A 19794-nucleotide genomic window follows, 5' to 3' on the forward strand; every position below is an offset into this window, starting at 1 on the left:
AAATAATAGAGCTTATGAAAAGAAATTATTGCTTATCATTAGTGTTGCTTGCATTGTTTGGGGTGTCTGCACCTTTTGCTGCTAATGCAGCTGTTGAAAGTGTGCTAAGTTCCCAAAGTACTCAGCAAGCCAAGAAAATCACAGGTAAAGTTTTAGATGCGGCAGGCGAACCCATCATCGGCGCCAGCGTGTTAGTAAAAGGTTCTGGTACCGGCGCTGTGACGGATATTGATGGAAATTTTTCTGTAGAGGCGCCGGTGGGTAGCACATTGGAGGTATCTTTCATTGGCTACAAAACAGTGACATTGAAGGTGACGAACGCCACTACTTATACTGTGAGTTTGCAAGATGACTCGCAAGCGCTGGACGAAGTGGTTGTGACGGCAATGGGTATCAAGAAAGAGCGCAAGGCTTTGGGATATTCAATGGAGGATGTGAAGTCGGATGAATTGATGAAGATGAAAACTGCCAATCCTATTTCATCCCTTTCGGGGAAAGTGGCCGGTGTGAATGTTACTCAGTCATCCGGTGCCGCTGGTGCGGGCGCTCAGATTATATTGCGTGGAGGAACGTCGGGTGCTGAAGGCAAAGACAATCAGCCGCTCTTTGTGGTGGATGGTGTTATTTTTGATAACTCTTCATCAGTGGTGGGCAATTCGGCTTTCGATGGTTCCATGCGTTCTGCCTCTACTACTTCCAATCGTTTGATGGATATAAATCCCGAAGATATAGAAAGTATGTCGGTGCTCAAAGGCCCTGCAGCTGCCGCTTTATACGGTTCACGTGCAGCCAACGGAGTTATTCTTATCACTACCAAGAAAGGTAAAGAGGGCGTGGTTGAAGTGAATATCAATTCTAAGTTTACTGCTTCATGGGTAAAGAGCCTGCCGCAAACGCAACGCCAATATGCCCGTGGATATATGGAAGACCAATATGATTCAAAGAAGAACTATACTGGTACTGTGTTTAATGACTTTGCTTATACTTCGTGGGGAGAGAAGTCGAACGCAGCTACTTATGATAACATAGGTGATTTCTTTCAAGGCGGAAACATTTTCGATGAAAGTGCCAGCGTAGCCGGGGGTACCAAGAATAGTAAATTCTATCTTTCAGGGTCTTACTATGATCAGGTAGGTGTTGTGCCCGAGACCGGATACAAGAAATATGCTTTCCGTTTCAATGGTGAGCAGAAGGTGGGGATTTTTACCTTTAACGCCAGTGCCGCATATAGCGATGCTCATACGGACCGTACTTTGACGGGTGCCGGGCTTTATAATTCGAGTGGTAATGGTGCTCTTTATGGTGTGTACAACTGGTCTCCTTTCGACCGAATGACCCACTATCAGAACGAGGATGGTACCCGTTATCGTTTGTTTGGCGATCGTCTTGATCCATGGGACGAACGCGACAACCCCTATTGGATTGTCAATCGTAACCACATGTATGACGACATCGACCGTTTCAATGGGATGCTCAGTATAAAAGCCGATATTGCCAAATGGTGGTTTGTTTCTTATAAAATAGGTATTGACCGTTATACCCAAACTGCTTCCAACCGTTTGGCTGCCAATGGCGTGCTTAAACAAGTGTGGCAAAAAGGTATGATGAGTGACAACACCCAGCAGTTCCGCTATATGAGCCATGACTTTATGTCGAACATGAGCCATAAGTTCGGTGATTTCGATTTGAATCTTTTGTTGGGTGCCACAATGGACGAAACCAAGACAGACCGTAGCTCGATGATGGCTTGGAACTTTTCCGTTCCTGATTTCTTCTCATACGCCAATGCCAGTAAAGACAATAAGCAATTCACACATGCAGCTACTAAGAAACGTTTGGTAGGAGCTTTTGGAGAATTCCGTGCATCATGGAAAAATATGCTCTATCTCACTGTGAGCGGTCGTAATGACTGGACTTCTACTCTTCCTCTTGAAAACCGTTCGTACTTCTATCCTTCGGTAAGCGGTTCATTCGTATTTACTGAAGCCTTGCAGCGACTCGGTTGGCTGGATGACAGTGTGCTCAACTTTGGTAAATTGCGTGCATCGTGGGCCAAGGTAGGTAAAGATACCGGTGTGTACGAATTGGAAACTGCCTTATGGCCTACGGGTACCTATCTTGACGGTACGGTAGGTGTGGGAAATACTTGGACACGCGGTAATGACAAACTGAAACCGGAAATGACCAAGTCTACCGAAATAGGCGTGGAATTGAGTTTCTTCAAAAACCGCCTGCACATAGACTATGCTTACTATACCAACGATTCATATAATCAGATTCTTGCTCCTCGCGGTCCGCAATCTACCGGTTACATCTTTTGGAGTATCAATGCGGGCAATGTGTATAACAAAGGTATGGAACTCTCTATTTCGGGAACTCCCATACAGACTAAGGACTGGACATGGGACATTGGCTTGAACATGGCAGGTAATCGTGGTACTTTGGACGGGCTTCCCGAAGGTATGGGCGTGATGTATGTTACCGATGTGCAATATGCCGGTATGCAGGCAGCCTCGTTCAGCGGTGGAGATTTTATGGGTATTGCCGGTACCAAATGGAAACGTAATGACGCCGGTGAGGTGATACTCGACAAAAACGGTATGCCTACTTATGACAAAACCCTTGTAGCAGTAGGTAATCGTGAGTCATCGTTTACCGGTGGATTGAACAACACCCTTACTTGGAAGAATTTTACTTTCAATATGCTATGGGAATTCCGTGTAGGTGGCGATGTGGTCAACGGTACTCAATATGCTATGGATAACAGCGGTGTGAGCCAGTTCTCTGCCAATGTACGCAATCGTTCTCTCACTGTAACGGGTGTCAATGCCAATGGTGACCCAGTGACCAATACTTGGGAGGCCGATAAAACCTATACTTTTAATGGAGTACAAATGAGTGGTTACAACATCATTAAGGATTACTATCAGAACTATTATTCTAAGGAGTCAGCCAACTATATTACCGATGTCAACTCTTTGCGTTTGCGTTCTGTTTCATTGAGCTATGAGTTTCCTAAAACGTGGCTTTCCAAGATTGGATTTGTAAAGCGTGCTTCGGTATCGGTAGCTGCTACCAATCTATTGCTCATCACCAATTACGACGGTGATCCTGAAGTGGCTGCCGCTGGTGCGGGTGTAGGTGGCTCATCATCAGTAGGATTTGACTACTGCGGTGTACCTGCCACTTCTACCATGTCATTTGGCTTGAATCTTACTTTCTAACTCTTAAAAAACAGAAGCAATATGAAATTATTCAAATCTATGATATTATGTAGTGTGGGTGCCCTTATGACTTTGTTCTCGGGGTGTAGTGACTGGCTCGATGTAAATGTCGATCCCGAAAATCCCACAGCTGGAAATGCGACCTATGATTCACGATTGGCACATATTGAATTTTATACCAACAGTGCCACTCAGTTTGCTGCTTGGCGTTCCAGTATGTCTATGGGCGATTGGACACGCTATTATGACGGCGGTACTTATTGGAGCATGTCTTATTGGAGTCCTCAGACCGGTGCCGTTACCACTCCCTACCAATGGTGGTTCTGTGGAGCTGCTGTAAATATTCCATTTTTGATTGACAAGGCTACGGCAGCCGAGGCTTGGCATTATGTGGGTGCAGCTCGCGTAATTCGTGCCTATGGTTTTATGCTTATGACAGACCTTTATGGAGAAATGCCTTACAAGTCGAGTGAGGCTGAAGCCGGTGTTACTCCTACCTATAATGACGGAAAAACAATCTATTTGGGCTGTTTGGCCGATCTTGACACCGCTATCGAGATGTTCCAAAAAGAGCAAGGGTCTGCGACAGCTTCGTTGGCTGTAGGCGATATTTGGAACGGTGGTAGTGTAGACAAGTGGCTTAAATTGGCATACTTACTTAAAGCACGTTACATTAACAAGCTTATTAAAAAGGGTGAAGGCAGTTATCTTGAAGGGAAATACGATGCCGCAGAAATCTTGGCTTGTCTTGACAAGGCTCAGCAAAGCAATGCCGACAATACCGTATTCAATCATATTGATGCCAATAATTCGCATGATGTATTGGGATGGGATGAACCGGTTGATTATTCACCGCTCTTTTCTGTATGTGGCATGAATGCCGGCTATATGCCTACCAAGATGCTTTACGATAATCTGACAAATTTTGCCGGAAGTGGAATAGAAGATCCGCGTGCCGATAAGATTTTACCTTGGGCATATTCGAAGCAATCAAGTAATTCACCCGCAGAGGTGAAGTTCAAAAACGGTTGGCGTCGTTCTATGGGTGTAGATATGATTGGCAATGATAGTCCCAGCCTTACCGGCGGACCGTTGCGCTCGAACTTCTCGGCAGCCAAAGGTTGGTGGATTGACAGTGAATCTTCTACCCGTAAGGGGGACACTATTTATGTAGAGTGTACCAGTCAGTGCAAAGCTTATCAAGGACGTCCTGATTTACTTTATCGTCGCGATGGCACTGATGCCTCTCGCGAATCGGGAACTTTCTATACTCGCGTGTCTTCTCCCACCTATATTGGAACCTATGCCGAAGCTTGTTTCATACGTGCTGAAGTACTCTTTAACCAAGGTAATAAAGGAGCGGCTTTTAATGCTTATAAGAAAGGTATTGCAGCCAGTATCGACGGTATGAACGATAAGTTGAAAGTGTGGTGCCGTGAAGATGCCAATTTGGAAGCATGCCCCTCGTTCTCTCCTATGACGCAAACCGACATTGACAACTATTTGAACAATGGTATCGGCACTGAAGAGAATATTACTTTGGGCAAGATTCTTACTCAAAAGCGTTTGGCATTGCATTTTTCCATGGAAATTTGGAACGATATGCGTCGCTACGATTTTAATCCGGAGCTTTTCTTAGGCTGGGGTATTCCTGCACGCTATGGCGTTGATGCTACTGCCCAAAAGAATATTCCGCAAGGTAAACAGTTCCGTCGTTGGCAGCAATGCAGTCATGAACTCAACTACAATACGGCCAATCTGCAAGCTATCGGTGCCACTGTTCCGGGAGCTGATACTTCAATTGCACTTTGGAATGCTGCCGAGGACGTATGGACTTTACCCGTATGGTGGGACAGTGCCCAAAACTAATTTTTCATTGCATTTTATTTTGTGATACAAATTCATTATCTTTACGCCCAAAATGTGGATTTTAAGATATAGTTAAGATATTGAAGGCTCTAATGGTCTTCATTCATAGATGATGATTGGAACAGCCGGTTCGTGAGAATCGGCTGTTTTTTTGTTTCGTTTGTTTGCATATCAACGGCGGTAATATGTTACTTTTGCCCTAAAACCGAAGATAGGCTGCACCTCAGCATAAAAAATGGACAAGTTCATTTTATTTTGCATTCGGTTTGTACTATCTTTGCGAGAAATAGCTGAGATGGTAGGAACTGTCTTTGCAAAGATTAGTCTATATATGGAACAAAGCAAGAAATTTATCTCTCCGGGGGCATGGTTCTCCATGACTTATCCGGCAGACTGGAATGAATTCGAGGACGGGGAAGGCTCTTTCCTTTTTTATAACCCCAATGAGTGGACCGGTAATTTTCGCATTTCGGCTTTCAAAGGGAATGCTACATATGGCAAGGACTCCGTGAAGCAAGAGTTACGGGAAAACTCCTCTGCCATTCCGGTTAGGATAGGCCGGATGGAATGTGCATATAGTAAGGAGATGTTCGAGGAAGAAGGTGCGTACTATACTTCCCATTTATGGATAACGGGCGCGGATGAAGTTGCCTTTGAATGTTCGTTTACGGTGAAGAAAGGAGAGCCGGTTGCAGAAGCGGAGAAGATTATCGCTTCGCTGGAAACGCGGAAGGATGGAGTGAAGTATCCAGCGGAGATAATTCCGGTGCGCCTTTCGGAAATCTACCAGATTAATGAAGCATACGAGTGGGTGGATACTACTATAAAGGAATTGTTGAAGAAGGATTTCCAGGGAGCCGAGGAAGACATTGCCAAGATGCAGCAGATGATGGAAGAAAGCAACATCGGTCCTAAGAAGAAGGATGCATGGCTGGCTTTTGGCATCGCGCTTTGTGTTATTTTCGCCAATGAAGTGGACGGTATGGAATGGCGTACCTTGGTGGACGGAAACCGGGAAGCGCCCATATTGCTGAACACGTCTACCGGTGAATGGATAGACCCCATGAAGCTGGTTTGGAGCAAAGTAAAGGCAGGAGGTAAAGTGAATCTGCCGGAGATATACAGCTCCTTGTTCTAAGGTCCGGTCATCTCGGTACTGTGATTTTCAACTTTCAATTTTCATTTTTCAACTATTAAAGCATTGGCAGCAGTAAATTCAATTCTTCAGGTGGAAAACTTGACCAAGTCGTTCGGTGACTTGGTACTATTCGAAAATATTTCTTTGGGCTTGTCCGAGGGACAGCGTGTCGGGTTGATAGCCAAGAACGGCAGTGGCAAGACGACATTGCTCAATATCCTTTCCGGCAAGGAAGGGTATGACAATGGCACCATTTCCTTCCGTCGTGATTTGCGTGTGGGTTATCTGGAACAAGACCCGCAATATCCCGAAGAGCTGACCGTGCTCGAAGCGTGCTTCCATCATGGCAACAGTACTGTCGAGTTAATCAAGGAATATGAACGTTGCATGGAAACGGAGGGGCATCCCGGCTTGGACGAAATTCTGGTGCGTATGGACCATGAAAAAGCTTGGGAGTACGAGCAGAAGGCGAAACAGATTCTGTCTCAACTTAAAATACGTGATTTCAGTCAGCACGTAAAACATCTGTCCGGCGGGCAGTTGAAGCGTGTGGCACTTGCCAATACCCTTATCACTGAACCCGATTTGCTGATACTGGACGAGCCTACCAACCACCTCGACCTCGATATGACGGAGTGGCTGGAGGAATATCTCCGCCGGAATAACCTCAGCTTGTTGATGGTGACACACGACCGTTATTTCCTCGACCGTGTATGCTCCGAAATCGTAGAGATAGACAACCGGCAGATTTATCAGTATAAAGGCAATTACAGTTATTATCTGGAGAAGCGCCAAGAGCGTATCGAGGCCAAGACTGTGGAGATAGAACGTGCCAATAACCTCTACCGCACAGAGCTGGAATGGATGCGCCGCATGCCGCAAGCCCGCGGGCACAAGGCACGCTATCGGGAGGATGCCTTTTACGAGTTGGAGAAGGTGGCAAAGCAGCGTTTCAACAACGACAATGTAAAGCTGGACGTTAAGGCTTCTTATATAGGCAGTAAGATATTCGAGGCAGACCATCTGTACAAATCCTTTGGTGACTTGAAGATTCTGGATGATTTCTCTTACATCTTCTCCCGTTACGAAAAGATGGGTATCGTAGGGAATAACGGTACGGGCAAGTCGACCTTCATCAAGATACTGATGGGGTTGGAGCAGGCAGACAGCGGTACGCTGGACATTGGCGAGACGGTCCGCTTCGGTTACTACTCGCAGGACGGCTTGCAGTTTGACGAGCAGATGAAAGTGATTGATGTAGTGCAGGACATTGCCGAAGTCATAGAACTGGGCAACGGCAAGAAGCTGACGGCATCGCAATTCCTGCAACATTTCCTGTTTACTCCCGAGACACAGCACAGCTATGTCTACAAGCTGAGTGGGGGAGAACGCCGCCGCCTCTATCTGTGTACGGTCCTGATGCGCAATCCCAACTTCCTGGTGCTGGATGAGCCGACCAATGACCTCGATATTGTGACGCTGAATGTGCTGGAAGAGTATTTGCAGAATTTCAAAGGATGCGTGATTGTGGTGAGCCACGACCGTTATTTCATGGACAAAGTGGTAGACCATCTGTTAGTGTTCAACGGACAAGGGGACATCCGCGACTTTCCCGGCAACTATACACAATATCGCGACTGGAAAGATGCGAAAGTCCATCAGGAAAAGGAGAAAGAGAAAGAAGCCGCCAAGGCTCAGGAGGACAAGACGGCGAAGGTGCGTCTGAACGAAAAGCGGCGCATGTCTTTTAAGGAAAAACGCGAGTTTGAACAATTGGAGCAGGAGATAGCTGACCTGGAAACCGAAAAGAATGCAATTGAAGAGGCTTTGTGCAGCGGTACTTTGTCTGTGGACGAACTGACGGAGAAGTCGAAACGTTTGCCGGAATTGTCGGACTTGATTGACGAAAAAACATTGCGCTGGCTGGAGCTGAGTGAGATAGAATCGAACTGAAGTTCGAAATTGAAAATTAAGAATTAAAAATTAGAACTGAGAAAGTGGGAAATCTGACGAATTATCATAGCCATAGCCTTTATTGTGACGGGCGTGCCGGCATGGAGGACTTTGTGCGTTTTGCATTGAGTGAAGGTTTTACATCTTATGGCTTTTCATCGCATGCTCCATTGCCTTTTTCTACGGCATGGACTATGGAGTGGGATATCATGGACGACTATCTATCTGAATTCCATCGTCTGAAGGAGAAGTATGCCGGACGTATCGAACTGTATATCGGTCTGGAGATTGATTATCTGAATGAAGCGAGTAATCCGTCCATCGCCCGTTTCAGGGAGTTGCCGTTGGACTACCGTATTGGTTCTGTACATCTTCTCTACAATGACAAAGGGGAAGTGGTGGATGTAGATGTACCTGCGGATACCTTTAAGACCATTGTAGACGGACATTTCTGCGGTGACTTGGAGCATGTGGTCCGTCTCTATTATGGTAGGTTGACGAGGATGCTCGAGCTGGGTGGTTTTGATATTGTGGGCCATGCCGATAAGATGCACTACAATGCAGCATGCTATCGCCCGGGATTGCTGGACGAGCCTTGGTATGATGAGCTGGTTAGGGCGTATTTCGCAGATATTGCCCGTCGCGGCTATCAGGTAGAGGTCAATACCAAAGCCTATCATGACCTGGGTACTTTTTACCCCAATGAGCGGTATTTCTCCTACCTGCATGATTTGGGTGTACGTGTGCAGGTAAACAGTGATTCACACTATCCGGAACGGATAAGCAACGGACGTCCCGAAGCTTTGTGTGCCTTGAGGAAAGCTGGATATGAATCGGTGATGGAACTACACGGAGGAGAATGGAAAGAGATGCCTATCGTGTTTTGAGTGAATAGGATACAAAAACTCCTGACTTGCCTTTTTGTAAAGGTAGTCAGGAGTTTTTTCTTTCTATTATGAACTATTCTGTTTTCAGTAAAAAGTCGTCAATCGCCTTTTTGTAGGTAGCCTTATCGGCTGCTCCGCGGAAGAGCTGAGGCTCTCCATTCATAGGGATGAATACAAAAAGAGGGATGCTTGTTGCATTGAACAACGCTGCCAGTTCCTTTTCCTTATCCACATTGACTTTGTAGACAACGATTTTATCGGCATACTCTTTGGCCAGTTCCTTCATAATGGGAGCCACCATGCGGCAAGGTCCGCACCAGTCGGCATATAAGTCTATGATGGCAGGCTTGTTTCCCTTGTATTTCCAGTCCTGGGATTTCTCATAGTCGAACACATCCTTGATGAACATGGCTTTGTTCATGACGATAACTTCTCCGTTTGTTTGAGCATAGGCCAGCATGCAGGAAAACACGAGGGCAACCATTGCTATAATCTTCTTCATTTCTTCTTGTTAAGAGTTTTGTTCTATAACGGCTTTCAAATCCTTACCGCTGATGACACCCGAGTGGCGCCATACGGCTTCGCCTTTCTTAAATACGATAAATGTCGGTACTGCTTGTATACGGTAGCGGGCAGCAAGTTCTTCGTGCTGGTCTACATCTATTTTGGCGATACGGGCAGCATCTCCTATTTCGTTTTTGAGTTCTTCCAGTACCGGATGCATCGCCTTGCACGGGCCACACCAGGTTGCAAAGAAATCAACTAAAACGGGCTTTTCTGATTGTATCAATTCTTCAAACTTTTCCATAATTTTTTCCTTTCTGTTTTTATTTATTTGTAATGATAACAAAATAGGAGGAGGATTTGTTCGCTAAATCATTATTTAATCGTCATCTCTTCAATGAGATGCGAAGCTCCCGCGTATTTGTCGATGATGAACAAGGTGTAGCGGATGTCTACACATGCTGCTCGTTGGGAGGACGGACGGAAGGCAATGTCGCCAGTCAGACCTTCGTAATTGCGGTCAAAGCCGGTACCTATCAGTTCTCCTTTGGCATTGAACACTGGGCTGCCGGAGTTTCCACCGGTATTGTCTGTGTTGACAATGAAGCAGATGGGCATTTCGCCGTTCGGCATGGCATAACGTCCGAAATCCTTTGCCTGATACAGCTGTTTCAGTTTGGTGGGGACTACAAACTCCCAATTGTCGGGATCTTCCTTTTCCATAGCTCCTTTCAGAGTGGTGTAGTAATCATATTTCACACCGTCTGCCGGAGCGTAGGGGAGTACTTGACCGTAGGTCAGGCGCAAGGTGGAGTTGGCATCCGGATAGATGGGCTGACCATTGGCAAGTTTCATGTCCATCATGCCCTTTACCCATACCTTGTGGGCGGCATTGTAGTTTTTATTGGCATCCATCATGGCAATGGAGGTCTGAAGCAGGCCGTCCGTGATGGAATATTTCAGCAAGACCATCCAGTCTGTATTAATCTTGTAGAGGCTGGGCTTGCGGATGAACTTGGCAAAGTTCTCCTTGTTGCCGAAGATGGAATGTTCAAAGCAGGCGTCGATGAAAGCGTCGCTGTTGCCCTTGAAACGCTTGTCTATGATTTGGAAAATACCGATGCGTTGTTCGGCAGGGATATACTTCATGTAGATTTTCAGCATTTCCTTGCCAACAATACGTTCCACTTCGGGGAAGGGGACAGAGGCAAAGTAGCGGTCGGCTGCCTTCTGAAGGCTGTCTTTAGCTGCTGCAATCTGTTTTTTGTCCTTGTTCTTCAAGGCAGATACCAGTCCTGCGGTGCTGGGGATACGCATGAAATCGAGTCCCGTCACCAGTGCTTCCTGAATGGCTTGCTGGTGGTAGAGGGCTGGACGGCGTTGCTTTACGATGGCGCGTATCTGGTCGAATGCTTGCTGATAGCTATTGTCGTTCAGCGAGCGTCCGCGTGCCAGGAGTGCCTCTTGCTGTGCACGTTTAGTGTCCAATACTTTCAGACGGACGAGACCTTCGTTCATACCGATGGCATTTTTCCAGTAGTTGGCAGAAGATGCATACTTGCTGGCATAGTGGATGCGTACGGCATCGTCTTGCAACATTTGTTTCATCAGAGCTTTCTGGCGGACATCGCGCACGTGGTGGCGCATGAAGTTGGTGGTTTGCATACGCTCTTCCACCTCGTCGGAAATCATGTAGCGCCAGTTGCGTCCGGGGAATCCCATGACGAAGGTAAAGTCGCCCTTGCGATAGCCGTCAAGGCTGATGGTGAGATGTTTCTTCACTTTTAGGGGAACGTTGTCTTTGCTGTAAGCGGCGGGTTTCCCGTCTTTGTCGGCATAAATGCGGAACATGGAGAAATCTCCCGTGTGGCGGGGCCACATCCAGTTGTCGGTGTCTGCACCGAACTTGCCGATGGAGGAGGGGGGAGCGCCTACCATGCGGATGTCGCTATAGGTGGTCTTTACGAACAGATAGTATCTGTTTCCACCGTAGAAGGCTTTCAGTTCCAGTTTGCGGCCGGGTGTCAGGGCGATGCCTTCGGACTTGGCGAAGCGGTCGGCTACTGTTTTCAGGTATTTGGGAGACAGATAATTGGTGCCGTTCGGGTCGTCGTCGGTTTTCAGTTGTTCGTTTACGTAGTCTGTCACGTCCAGTATCCGGTCGATGTAGGTGACGGTGAGTCCCTTGCAGGGAAGCTCCTCTTCGCGGGACATAGCCCAGAAACCGTCGGTCAGGTAGTCGTGTTCCACCGAGCTGTGTTGTTGTATGGCGCCATAGCCGCAGTGGTGGTTGGTCAGTACCAGGCCTTCGGCAGAGATGACTTCGCCGGTACAGCCACCGCCGAAATGCACCACGGCATCCTTCAGGGCAATGCCGTCGGGATTGTAGATTTGGTTGGTGGGGATGAGCAGTCCGAGTTCCGTCATGGCTACTTCGTTCTGCTTTTGCAGGTCGGTGAGCATCCACATACCTTCGTCGGCGTGTGCGGCAAGGACAGAAGATGTAATGAATAATGATAATAGGATTCTTTTCATGGTGATGTGCGTTAGAAGAGCATCTGAGAGGGGGGCTATTCAGTATACGACTGAATAGGGTTAAGTATACGACTGAATGGCATTCACTATACGACTGAATGCCATTCAGTATGGGAGGTAATCTCTCAGAGGCTTTAATTTATTCTATAATGTTCATTTCTTTTATCAGATGACTGCAATTGCCCAGTTTGTCGAGGATGAAGAGCACGTAGCGTATATCCAGTGCAATGCAACGCTGCAGGTCATTGTTGAAGTTGATGTCACCGCTCAGAGATTCCCAGTTGCCGTCGAAAGCAGTACCGATGAGCTGTCCTTCGCCATTGATGACGGGGCTGCCGGAGTTACCGCCGGTGATGTCGTTCGTCGTGAGGAAGCAAACCGGCATGGTGCCGTCTGCCATGGCGTAGCGTCCGAAGTCTTTCTTTTGAATCAGTTCTTTCAGCTTGGCGGGTACCACGAATTCACGGTCTTCGGGATTCTCTTTTTCAAGGATACCGTCGGTAGTGGTATAGTAGTCGTAGTGTACGGCATCGCGTGGGCTGTATGATTTTACATTACCATAGGTCAGACGCATGGTGAAGTTGGCATCCGGATAGGAGGGGACGGGCTGTTTCATTTCACCCAAGCCACGGATGTAGGCCTTGTGGAGCAGTTCCATTCCGCTTTCCAGTTCCATGTATTGCTTTCCGAGTTCCTGCAGCTTTTCGTTCTTGGAGCGCGAGTAAGCCGTAGCAGGGTCTTTCTCGATGGCTTTCACGGTGGGCTTTGCCAGGAATTTATCCAGGTTCTTGCGGTTGGAGAGGATGGAGTTGTCGTAAATGTTGTCTACGTATGTGTTGTAGTCGCCCTTGAACTCTCCGTTGATGGTTTGGTAGAAGGAGGGCAGCTCGTCGGCGTTCAGTGCCTTGGCAAGGGCGGGCAGGATGGCTTTGGCTACGGCGCGGTCCACTTCGTGGTCGTAGTCTTTATTGTGGATACCATCGTATGCATTTTCCAACTGCTTCTTCGAAGCTTGCAGCAATGAGTCGTTCTTCTCTTCGAGCGCTTTCTTTATGTTATCCATGATAAGGTAGGTACTGCCGAATTCGATAGCACCGCGCAATGCTTCGTTGGTATAGTAGAGCTGGCGCAGCGTGGGGGTGCTTTTCTCGATGATGGCATCAATTTTCTCTACCACACCCTCGTATTCGGGTTTTCCTTGGGCAAAGGCGGCATACTTTTTCTCGATTTCGGCTTTGGCGCCCAACACGTCATTGTCGATGATTGCCTTGTTCATACCGATGGAGTTCTTCCAGTAGTTACTGCTTCCGGCAAACTTGCTGGCATACTGGATGCGGGTCTTGTCACTGGCATCCATATACTTGCGCAGCACTTCGAGGCGTACGCCGCGCATATCAATCATTGCCTGATTCACGGCGTTCATGCGTTGTTTCACTTCGCTCTGGGTGAGGTAACGTTCTGTGCTGCCGGGGAAGCCCATAATCATGGCGTAGTCACCTTCGTTCAGACCTTTGATGGAGATGGGCAGGAACTTCGGGGTTTTCAGGGGTACGTTGCTTTCACTGTATTCAGCCGGCTCTCCGTTGGCATCGGCATAGATACGGAACATGGAGAAGTCGCCCGTGTGGCGCGGCCACATCCAGTTGTCGGTCTCACCGCCAAACTTACCTACCGAGGAGGGAGGAGCGGCAACCATACGCACGTCGCTGTATACCTTATAATAGAACATATAGAATTTGTTTCCTGCATAGAAAGGGAGTGCGCGCACTTCAATGCCCGGTTTACCCTTCAAATCGCTCTTCTCCAGTTCCTCTTTTGCCAGTTTGTTGAGGAACGGGGAAGTCAGTGCATCGATTTCCGTCACTTCGCCTGCCTTTATTTTAGCGTTGACAAGGTCGGTGATGTCTACAATGCGGTGCACGAAACGGAATTTCAATCCCGGGGTGGGCAGTTCTTCACTGCGGTTCATGGCCCAGAAACCATCTGTCAGATAATCGTGTTCCACGCTGCTGTGCTGCTGTATGGCACCGTATCCGCAATGGTGATTGGTCAGAATCAGTCCTTCCGGAGAGATGATTTCGCCGGTACAGCCACCGCCAAAGATACCTACAGCATCTTTCAGTGACACGCCGTTGGGATTGTAAAGGTCGTCAGCCTCCAGCTTCAGTCCTTGCTTTTTCATCATGTCGATGGAGTTCTGCTGCTTCATCAGTTGCAACAACCACATTCCTTCGTCTGCACGCGCAGAGCAGACTGTCAGTGCGGCAATGGCCGCAAGCAAACCTTTCTTAAATGTAATCTTCATATAATCAATTATTAAGTAATGTCTTTGAATTTCATTGTCATCGCTTGTGGGCTTATGGCTTTATGGCATTGTTTCTTATTGCTTCCATAATGTTTGCAGGCGGACGCCGGTTCATCAGTTCGTTCTTCATAAAGTCCATGTATGGGGCTGCGTGACTGAAGAACTTATGATATCCTGCACAAAGGTAATTCAGTCCCGGCTCTCCGTCGGCTGTACGTGCAAAACGGTTCTTTGGACATTCGCCGTTGCAGGCAAACAGCCATTCGCACTCCCTGCATTGGGTGGGGAGAGATTGTTGCTTCATCAGTCCGAAGGCTTGTTGCCGTTCTCCGTACATCATCTCCACCAGTGTATTCTGATGGATGTTGCCCAGTTTATATTCGGGGAAAACAAAATGGTCGCACGCATATACGTCTCCGTTGAACTCCATGACGCCTGCATGGCCGCAAGTCTTTGCCATGGAACATACACCCGGTTGTTCGCCTATCCAGTTGGCAAGGGTAGAGTCGAATAACTGTATGTAGTAAGTACCCACGTCCTGCTTTACCCATTCGTCGAACAAGGCGCATAGGAAGTCTCCCCATTGTTCCGGCGTGACGGAAAAGTCTGCCAGCTGCGTGCTCTTTTCCTTGTCTGCCAGGGAGGCAAGATGGCGTCCGTCCCCATGAGGGGCAATGCGCTCCACGATGGGGGCAAACTGGATGTAATGGCATCCTATCTCCTTGAAGAAATTATAGAAGTCCAGCGGATAGTCGGCGTTGTAGTCATTGACCACTGCCATTCCGTTCCATTCCACACCGTGCTTTTTCAGCAGGTTGATGCCCTGCATCACCTTGACAAAAGAGGGCTTGCCCTGCTTGTTCTTCCGGTATTCGTCATGGAACTCCTGAGGCCCGTCTATGGAGACACCCACCAGCCAGTTGTTCTCCTTGAAGAACCGGCACCATTCATCGGTCAGCAACGTGCCGTTGGTCTGTATGCAGTTGTCTATGGTGCGTCCGTTGGCATATTTCCTTTGCAGCTCCATGGCACGTTTGTAGAAAGAGAGCGGACGCATCAGCGTCTCTCCGCCATGCCAGGTGAACAGAACCTGGGGCATGGTCTGCGAGTTGATGTACTCCTCGATAAACTTTTCCAGAAGTTCCTCGCTCATCACATGCTTGGGGTTGTCTCTATATAGTTTGGATTTCTCCAGATAATAGCAATAATCGCATGCCAGATTGCATACCGCACCTACCGGTTTCAGCATTACATAGAGCGGTTTGGCAAAAGGTGCATAGGTTGACATGTATATTTTCTCTATTTTTATGATTTATAATTGTGCAAAAATACGTAAACCGAATGAAAAATCCTTTCTTTCTATTCGGTTTATAAGGAATATTAATACCTTTGCTGGGTGTAATTCAAAAATCGTTTCTTGCATGATTAGAATGAGTGTGAACCGCATTTTACCCTTTTTGCTCCTGCTTGTGCTCTTTACTTCTTGCAACCGCAAGTATAAGATAGAGGGCAGTTCCTCGGTAACCAGCCTTGACGGAAAGATGTTGTTCCTCAAGACGCTTCGGGACGGGCAATGGGTGAATGTTGACTCGGCAGAGGTTATCCATGGGCATTTCAAGATGAAAGGCCGGGCCGATTCCGTGATGATGGTGACTCTTTATATGGATCAAGAGGGTATTATGCCTTTGGTGCTGGAAGATGGCAAAATCGTAGTTTCCATCTCCAATACCCAGTTGATTGCCAAAGGAACCTTTTTGAATGACAAACTGTACGAGTTCATAGACAAGCGCAATTCCCTGGAAGTGAAGATAGAGGAGCTGGAACGGAAAGAGGCGCGTATGGTGCTGGACGGTGCCAATCTGGATGACGTGCATGGGCAGTTGGCAAAGGAAGGCGAAGCACTTGTGAAGGAGATGAACGACTACGTCCGGCAGTTCATTGTAGATAACTTTGAGAATGTGCTGGGCCCCAGTGTATTCATGATGATGTGCAGCACACTGCCCTATCCGGTGATGACTCCGCAGATTGAGGACATCATGAGAACTGCTCCCTTGTCTTTTAAAGAGAATACTTTGGTGAAGGATTTCCTTACAAAGGCGAAGGAGAACATGCAGCTGATTGAAGAGCAGAAACGCATGAAGCAAAATGCTTCTGTAGGAGGACAGAAATAAACAGGAATGAGTTGATAATGACAAACGGGAATGCCTGAATATCCTATCAAGATATTCAGGCATTCCCGTTTGTCATTATGTCTTTATCTGTCCTGGTCTTCGTTCTTCACCATCCCTTTATACTTTTCCGGCAATGCACTCTCCACTGCCGCATAAGCCTCGTTCATGCTTGCCTTGATGTTTTCTGCCCCTTTCCCTTTGGGAGGAATAGGTTCATGGATGGTCAGTATCATCCGGTGGCGGTGTATCCACTTTCCGGTGCGTGGAAGAATCTCGAACGAGCCGTCTATAGTGACGGGCACCACTTCCAGTTGCAGTTCATCCGCCAGCTGGAAGGCTCCTCTCTTGAAGTAGCCCATGTGTCCCGTGAAGGTACGTGCCCCTTCGGGAAATACTACCAGTGATACGCCGTCTTTCAAAGATGATTCTGCCTGCCGCATGGTGGCAAGCACTTTCTTGGGGCTGGAACGGTCGACGAAGATATGTCCTGCGCTTTCGCATGCCTTACCGACAAACGGGATTTTGCGCAGGCTCTTCTTCATCATCCATTTGAAGTTCCGTCCCAGGAATCCGTATATCAGGAATATGTCGAAGGCACCTTGGTGATTGGGCACAAACACGTAGGAAGTACGTTTGTGTATTTTCTCCCTTCCATGTACCTCCACCGGAATAAGCAGTATATAGCAGATGAGCTGTGACCAGATTTTACCGGGATAGTACCCCCAGGTATGCGCCCCCCCTATCAGCGAACCGATAATGGTGACCAATGCTGTAAGGATAGTCAGTACCAATAAAATAGGCAACGCAAAGCAAACCTGATAAGTGATATAAAGTATCTTCATAGGTGTCGGATTTTTTATTGCTACAAAGATATACCTTTTTCTTATTTCGTCACTCTTTCTCTCTTACTAATTTTAGTACTGTAATTTCCGGCCATGCCCCGAACCGGAACGGCAGTCCCACATAGCCGATGCCAATATTTACGTACAAAGCCCTTTTGCCTTCGTAGTACATTCCTCTCCATTCCGGATAGATAAGTTCGGCAAGGGAGTGTCCGAACAAGATGCCTTGCATGGCGTGGGTATGTCCTGCAAGCATCAGTGAAATATCCGATTGGGGCAGTACCTCGCGCCTCCAGTGGGTAGGGTTATGGCTGAGCAATATTTGGAACATCCCTTCCGTACCCTGCATGGCTTGCGGTAAGTCTGCAAATTGGGAGAAAGGAGGCTCGCCATCGTTTTCCACACCGATGAGGGCTATGCTGTCACCTTTGTGATAAAGGATGTCATGCTCATTGTTCAGCAGTTTCCATCCCATTGCTTTCTGCTGCCGGATTAAATAGTCCAGATTGGCGATTTCTGCTTTCGGGCTTTGCCAGTGATAGTATGAGCCATAGTCATGGTTACCGAGGATGGAGTATACTCCGTCCGGTGCGTACAGTTGGGAGAGTATTTCTTGGAAACCATCCAGTTCGTGGCTCTGCTGGTTCACGAGGTCACCGGTGAAGACAATCAGGTCCGGCTTCTGTCCGTTGACTAAATCGACCAACTGTTTGATGGGTTCCGGATTGCCTTGCCAACTGCCGATGTGTATGTCCGATATTTGCACGATGCGGTAGCCGTCGAAACCTTCCGGAATATTGGCAGAACGGTATTCCACTTCTTTTGTATCGAAACGGGTGATGCCTGCCAGGGTACCGTAAAGGATATTGAAGAAGCTGACGACAGCCAAAACCAGTCCTATAGCGGTGAACGGGCTGCGGGGACAACGACGGATGATGAAGTGTGCCAGTACTCCCACCAGCGAGCAAAGCATGAATATGGTTTTTGGAAAGACAAACAGCATGATGGTAATTGCCAGTCTGCCTATGGCCTGCGTATGGTTTGACATCGCATTGTCGCCCGTAAGGAATATGAAGTAAACATAGCCTGCCGCTAATAGCAAGGTGGGAAGCCAATAAAGGCAGTGAAGAACTGCCTTTCTGGTTTTTCTTACTACATAAACCAAGTAAATGTAAAGGTCGGGGATGAGAAGGAAAAGGATGAAAACAAGAGTTACTCGGTGCATATATCTTTCAATTCTTCAATGTTCTTTTTAATATTGTCCAGATGTTTGTAAATCACTTTTTTGTAGAGAATATAGATAATTAGCGCGTCAAATACTACGAAAAGGGTAATCAGTAGGGCTTGTACGCTGGCTGGTGCCAGATGATATTCCATCACCCAATAGTTGAGGATATTGAAAAGGATAATCCAAATGGAGATGCCCATCACTTCATATCTGGTCCATTGGCGGAAGGTGGTCATACGGCGACTGACTTCGGCAACCCCCATTTCATCAATACGCGTGTCCTTGTTCCAGCGGTATGTTTTCCAGTCCCACCACATGCCTATGAGGATGCTTATAGCGATGAATCCCAGTAAAGCGACAATCTTGCCTTGCAGCTGCTCATTGAAGCCGAAGGTGGGCAGCAACAGCCATATAAGCAGAAGGGCTGCCAGACCTACCGCTCCCATTCCGATAGAGAAACGCTGTATGACTACGAGTCGTCCCAGACTTTTGCGGGTATTGGCCTTGTAGCCGGCAATCAGTTCGGTAATCTGCTGTTCGTCAGCAATCGGTTCTTTCTGCAACTGTTCATTCAGTGCGTTCCATGATTTCTTCAGTTCATCCAGTTCCATATATCTATTCCTCCTTATTCATTCTTTTCAATTTGTCTTTGATGCGGCTGAGCTTGGTGGCAACGTTTGTCAAAGTCAGCCCGGTGATTTCGGCAATTTCTTCGTAGCTTTTCTCTTCCAGATAGAGCAGGATGATGGATTTTTCCAATTGTCCCAGCCGGTTTATCATCCGGTAGAGTTGCCGTAGCATGGCTTGTGTCTCGTCGGTTTCTTCAGTCCGGTCGGCTTCTTGGTTGAGGGTAACGATTTCGGGGATGTTCTTTTCTTTGCGGATAAAGCTGATGCACGTGTTCAGTGCGATGCGGTAAATCCATGTTGAAATCTTGCACTCCCGCCGGAACTTGGGAAATGCTTTCCATAAGTTGAGTACCACTTCCTGATATAAGTCGTTGAGGGTAGCGTTGGGCGTGGTGTACAGATAGCACACCTTATATATCACGCGCTCATACTCTCGTACCACGGATACAAACTCTTGTTCTGCATTTTCCATCTTTTTGCTTCTTTCGAGTTGCTTTGCACTGTTAGTC

At 47.5% G+C, this 19794-nt stretch carries 15 protein-coding genes; 6 read left to right on the forward strand and 9 right to left on the reverse strand.

Annotation, left to right across the window (positions count from 1 at the left end; all coding sequences use genetic code 11):
* The first annotated feature begins 14 nt into the window (after window positions 1-14).
* The 5 genes from DXD65_RS08290 (at window position 15) to DXD65_RS08310 (ending at window position 9071) form a co-directional block, all read left to right on the forward strand.
* On the forward strand, window positions 15-3224 hold the full coding sequence (locus DXD65_RS08290; RefSeq protein WP_117887540.1) for a SusC/RagA family TonB-linked outer membrane protein: 3210 nt from the start codon (window positions 15-17) through the stop codon (window positions 3222-3224).
* Between the two features lie 21 nt (window positions 3225-3245).
* Window positions 3246-5093: a SusD/RagB family nutrient-binding outer membrane lipoprotein gene (locus tag DXD65_RS08295; RefSeq protein WP_005826719.1), complete on the forward strand. Its 1848-nt coding sequence runs from the start codon at window positions 3246-3248 to the stop codon at window positions 5091-5093.
* Window positions 5094-5424: 331 nt separating this feature from the next.
* Window positions 5425-6231 carry a DUF3805 domain-containing protein gene (locus DXD65_RS08300; RefSeq protein ID WP_005835988.1) on the forward strand — a complete coding sequence of 269 codons (807 nt, stop codon included), beginning with the start codon at window positions 5425-5427 and terminating at the stop codon, window positions 6229-6231.
* A gap of 63 nt (window positions 6232-6294) precedes the next feature.
* A complete protein-coding gene (locus tag DXD65_RS08305; protein WP_005826716.1) occupies window positions 6295-8184 on the forward strand; it encodes an ABC-F family ATP-binding cassette domain-containing protein in 1890 nt (629 codons plus the stop codon).
* A gap of 44 nt (window positions 8185-8228) precedes the next feature.
* Window positions 8229-9071: a histidinol-phosphatase gene (locus DXD65_RS08310; RefSeq protein ID WP_034525511.1), complete on the forward strand. Its 843-nt coding sequence runs from the start codon at window positions 8229-8231 to the stop codon at window positions 9069-9071.
* Window positions 9072-9144: 73 nt separating this feature from the next.
* On the opposite strand, the gene DXD65_RS08315 is transcribed toward DXD65_RS08310, so the two are convergent.
* The 5 genes from DXD65_RS08315 to DXD65_RS08335 all read right to left on the reverse strand — a co-directional run bounded on the left by DXD65_RS08315 (window position 9145) and on the right by DXD65_RS08335 (window position 15703).
* A complete protein-coding gene (locus DXD65_RS08315; RefSeq protein ID WP_005826712.1) occupies window positions 9145-9573 on the reverse strand; it encodes a thioredoxin family protein in 429 nt (142 codons plus the stop codon).
* 9 nt (window positions 9574-9582) lie between these two features.
* Window positions 9583-9879, reverse strand: coding sequence for a thioredoxin (gene trxA / locus DXD65_RS08320; RefSeq protein ID WP_005826711.1), 297 nt, complete (start codon window positions 9877-9879; stop codon window positions 9583-9585).
* Window positions 9880-9950: 71 nt separating this feature from the next.
* Window positions 9951-12110 carry a S46 family peptidase gene (locus DXD65_RS08325; RefSeq protein ID WP_005826710.1) on the reverse strand — a complete coding sequence of 720 codons (2160 nt, stop codon included), beginning with the start codon at window positions 12108-12110 and terminating at the stop codon, window positions 9951-9953.
* Window positions 12111-12249: 139 nt separating this feature from the next.
* On the reverse strand, window positions 12250-14415 hold the full coding sequence (locus DXD65_RS08330; protein WP_005826709.1) for a S46 family peptidase: 2166 nt from the start codon (window positions 14413-14415) through the stop codon (window positions 12250-12252).
* 52 nt (window positions 14416-14467) lie between these two features.
* A complete protein-coding gene (locus DXD65_RS08335) occupies window positions 14468-15703 on the reverse strand; it encodes an anaerobic sulfatase-maturation protein (RefSeq protein WP_117680494.1) in 1236 nt (411 codons plus the stop codon).
* Between the two features lie 133 nt (window positions 15704-15836).
* On the opposite strand from DXD65_RS08335, the gene DXD65_RS08340 reads away from it, so the two are divergent.
* Window positions 15837-16586, forward strand: coding sequence for a DUF4369 domain-containing protein (locus tag DXD65_RS08340; RefSeq protein ID WP_117887541.1), 750 nt, complete (start codon window positions 15837-15839; stop codon window positions 16584-16586).
* A gap of 83 nt (window positions 16587-16669) precedes the next feature.
* Here DXD65_RS08340 and DXD65_RS08345 read toward each other — a convergent pair whose 3' ends face one another.
* The 4 genes from DXD65_RS08345 to DXD65_RS08360 are packed head-to-tail and all read right to left on the reverse strand — an operon-like array spanning window position 16670 to window position 19757.
* The gene (locus tag DXD65_RS08345) at window positions 16670-17428 is read right to left on the reverse strand and encodes a lysophospholipid acyltransferase family protein (RefSeq protein WP_009036804.1); all 759 of its coding nucleotides are present in this window, start codon (window positions 17426-17428) and stop codon (window positions 16670-16672) included.
* A gap of 49 nt (window positions 17429-17477) precedes the next feature.
* Window positions 17478-18653, reverse strand: a complete 1176-nt coding sequence (locus tag DXD65_RS08350) for a metallophosphoesterase (RefSeq protein WP_117887542.1) — start codon at window positions 18651-18653, stop codon at window positions 17478-17480.
* A complete protein-coding gene (locus DXD65_RS08355) occupies window positions 18641-19267 on the reverse strand; it encodes a hypothetical protein (protein ID WP_005826703.1) in 627 nt (208 codons plus the stop codon). Before DXD65_RS08355 ends, DXD65_RS08350 begins: the two co-directional genes overlap by 13 nt.
* Before the next feature lie 4 nt (window positions 19268-19271).
* Window positions 19272-19757 carry an RNA polymerase sigma factor gene (locus tag DXD65_RS08360; RefSeq protein WP_057088092.1) on the reverse strand — a complete coding sequence of 162 codons (486 nt, stop codon included), beginning with the start codon at window positions 19755-19757 and terminating at the stop codon, window positions 19272-19274.
* Window positions 19758-19794 lie beyond the last annotated feature (37 nt).

The organism is Bacteroides sp. 4_1_36, from assembly GCF_003466325.1.
GTDB classification, from domain to species: domain Bacteria; phylum Bacteroidota; class Bacteroidia; order Bacteroidales; family Bacteroidaceae; genus Bacteroides; species Bacteroides uniformis.

Excerpts from the sequence above, each read along its gene's own strand:
- DXD65_RS08295 (WP_005826719.1), top strand. The coding sequence starts at position 3,246 with ATGAAATTATTCAAATCTATGATATTATGTAGTGTGGGTGCCCTTATG.
- DXD65_RS08300 (WP_005835988.1), top strand. The coding sequence starts at position 5,425 with ATGGAACAAAGCAAGAAATTTATCTCTCCGGGGGCATGGTTCTCCATG.
- DXD65_RS08345 (WP_009036804.1), bottom strand. The coding sequence starts at position 17,428 with ATGAAGATACTTTATATCACTTATCAGGTTTGCTTTGCGTTGCCTATT.
- DXD65_RS08350 (WP_117887542.1), bottom strand. The coding sequence starts at position 18,653 with ATGCACCGAGTAACTCTTGTTTTCATCCTTTTCCTTCTCATCCCCGAC.
- DXD65_RS08360 (WP_057088092.1), bottom strand. The coding sequence starts at position 19,757 with ATGGAAAATGCAGAACAAGAGTTTGTATCCGTGGTACGAGAGTATGAG.
- DXD65_RS08315 (WP_005826712.1), bottom strand. The coding sequence starts at position 9,573 with ATGAAGAAGATTATAGCAATGGTTGCCCTCGTGTTTTCCTGCATGCTG.
- DXD65_RS08290 (WP_117887540.1), top strand. The coding sequence starts at position 15 with ATGAAAAGAAATTATTGCTTATCATTAGTGTTGCTTGCATTGTTTGGG.
- DXD65_RS08355 (WP_005826703.1), bottom strand. The coding sequence starts at position 19,267 with ATGGAACTGGATGAACTGAAGAAATCATGGAACGCACTGAATGAACAG.
- DXD65_RS08340 (WP_117887541.1), top strand. The coding sequence starts at position 15,837 with ATGATTAGAATGAGTGTGAACCGCATTTTACCCTTTTTGCTCCTGCTT.
- DXD65_RS08325 (WP_005826710.1), bottom strand. The coding sequence starts at position 12,110 with ATGAAAAGAATCCTATTATCATTATTCATTACATCTTCTGTCCTTGCC.
- DXD65_RS08335 (WP_117680494.1), bottom strand. The coding sequence starts at position 15,703 with ATGTCAACCTATGCACCTTTTGCCAAACCGCTCTATGTAATGCTGAAA.
- DXD65_RS08330 (WP_005826709.1), bottom strand. The coding sequence starts at position 14,415 with ATGAAGATTACATTTAAGAAAGGTTTGCTTGCGGCCATTGCCGCACTG.
- trxA (WP_005826711.1), bottom strand. The coding sequence starts at position 9,879 with ATGGAAAAGTTTGAAGAATTGATACAATCAGAAAAGCCCGTTTTAGTT.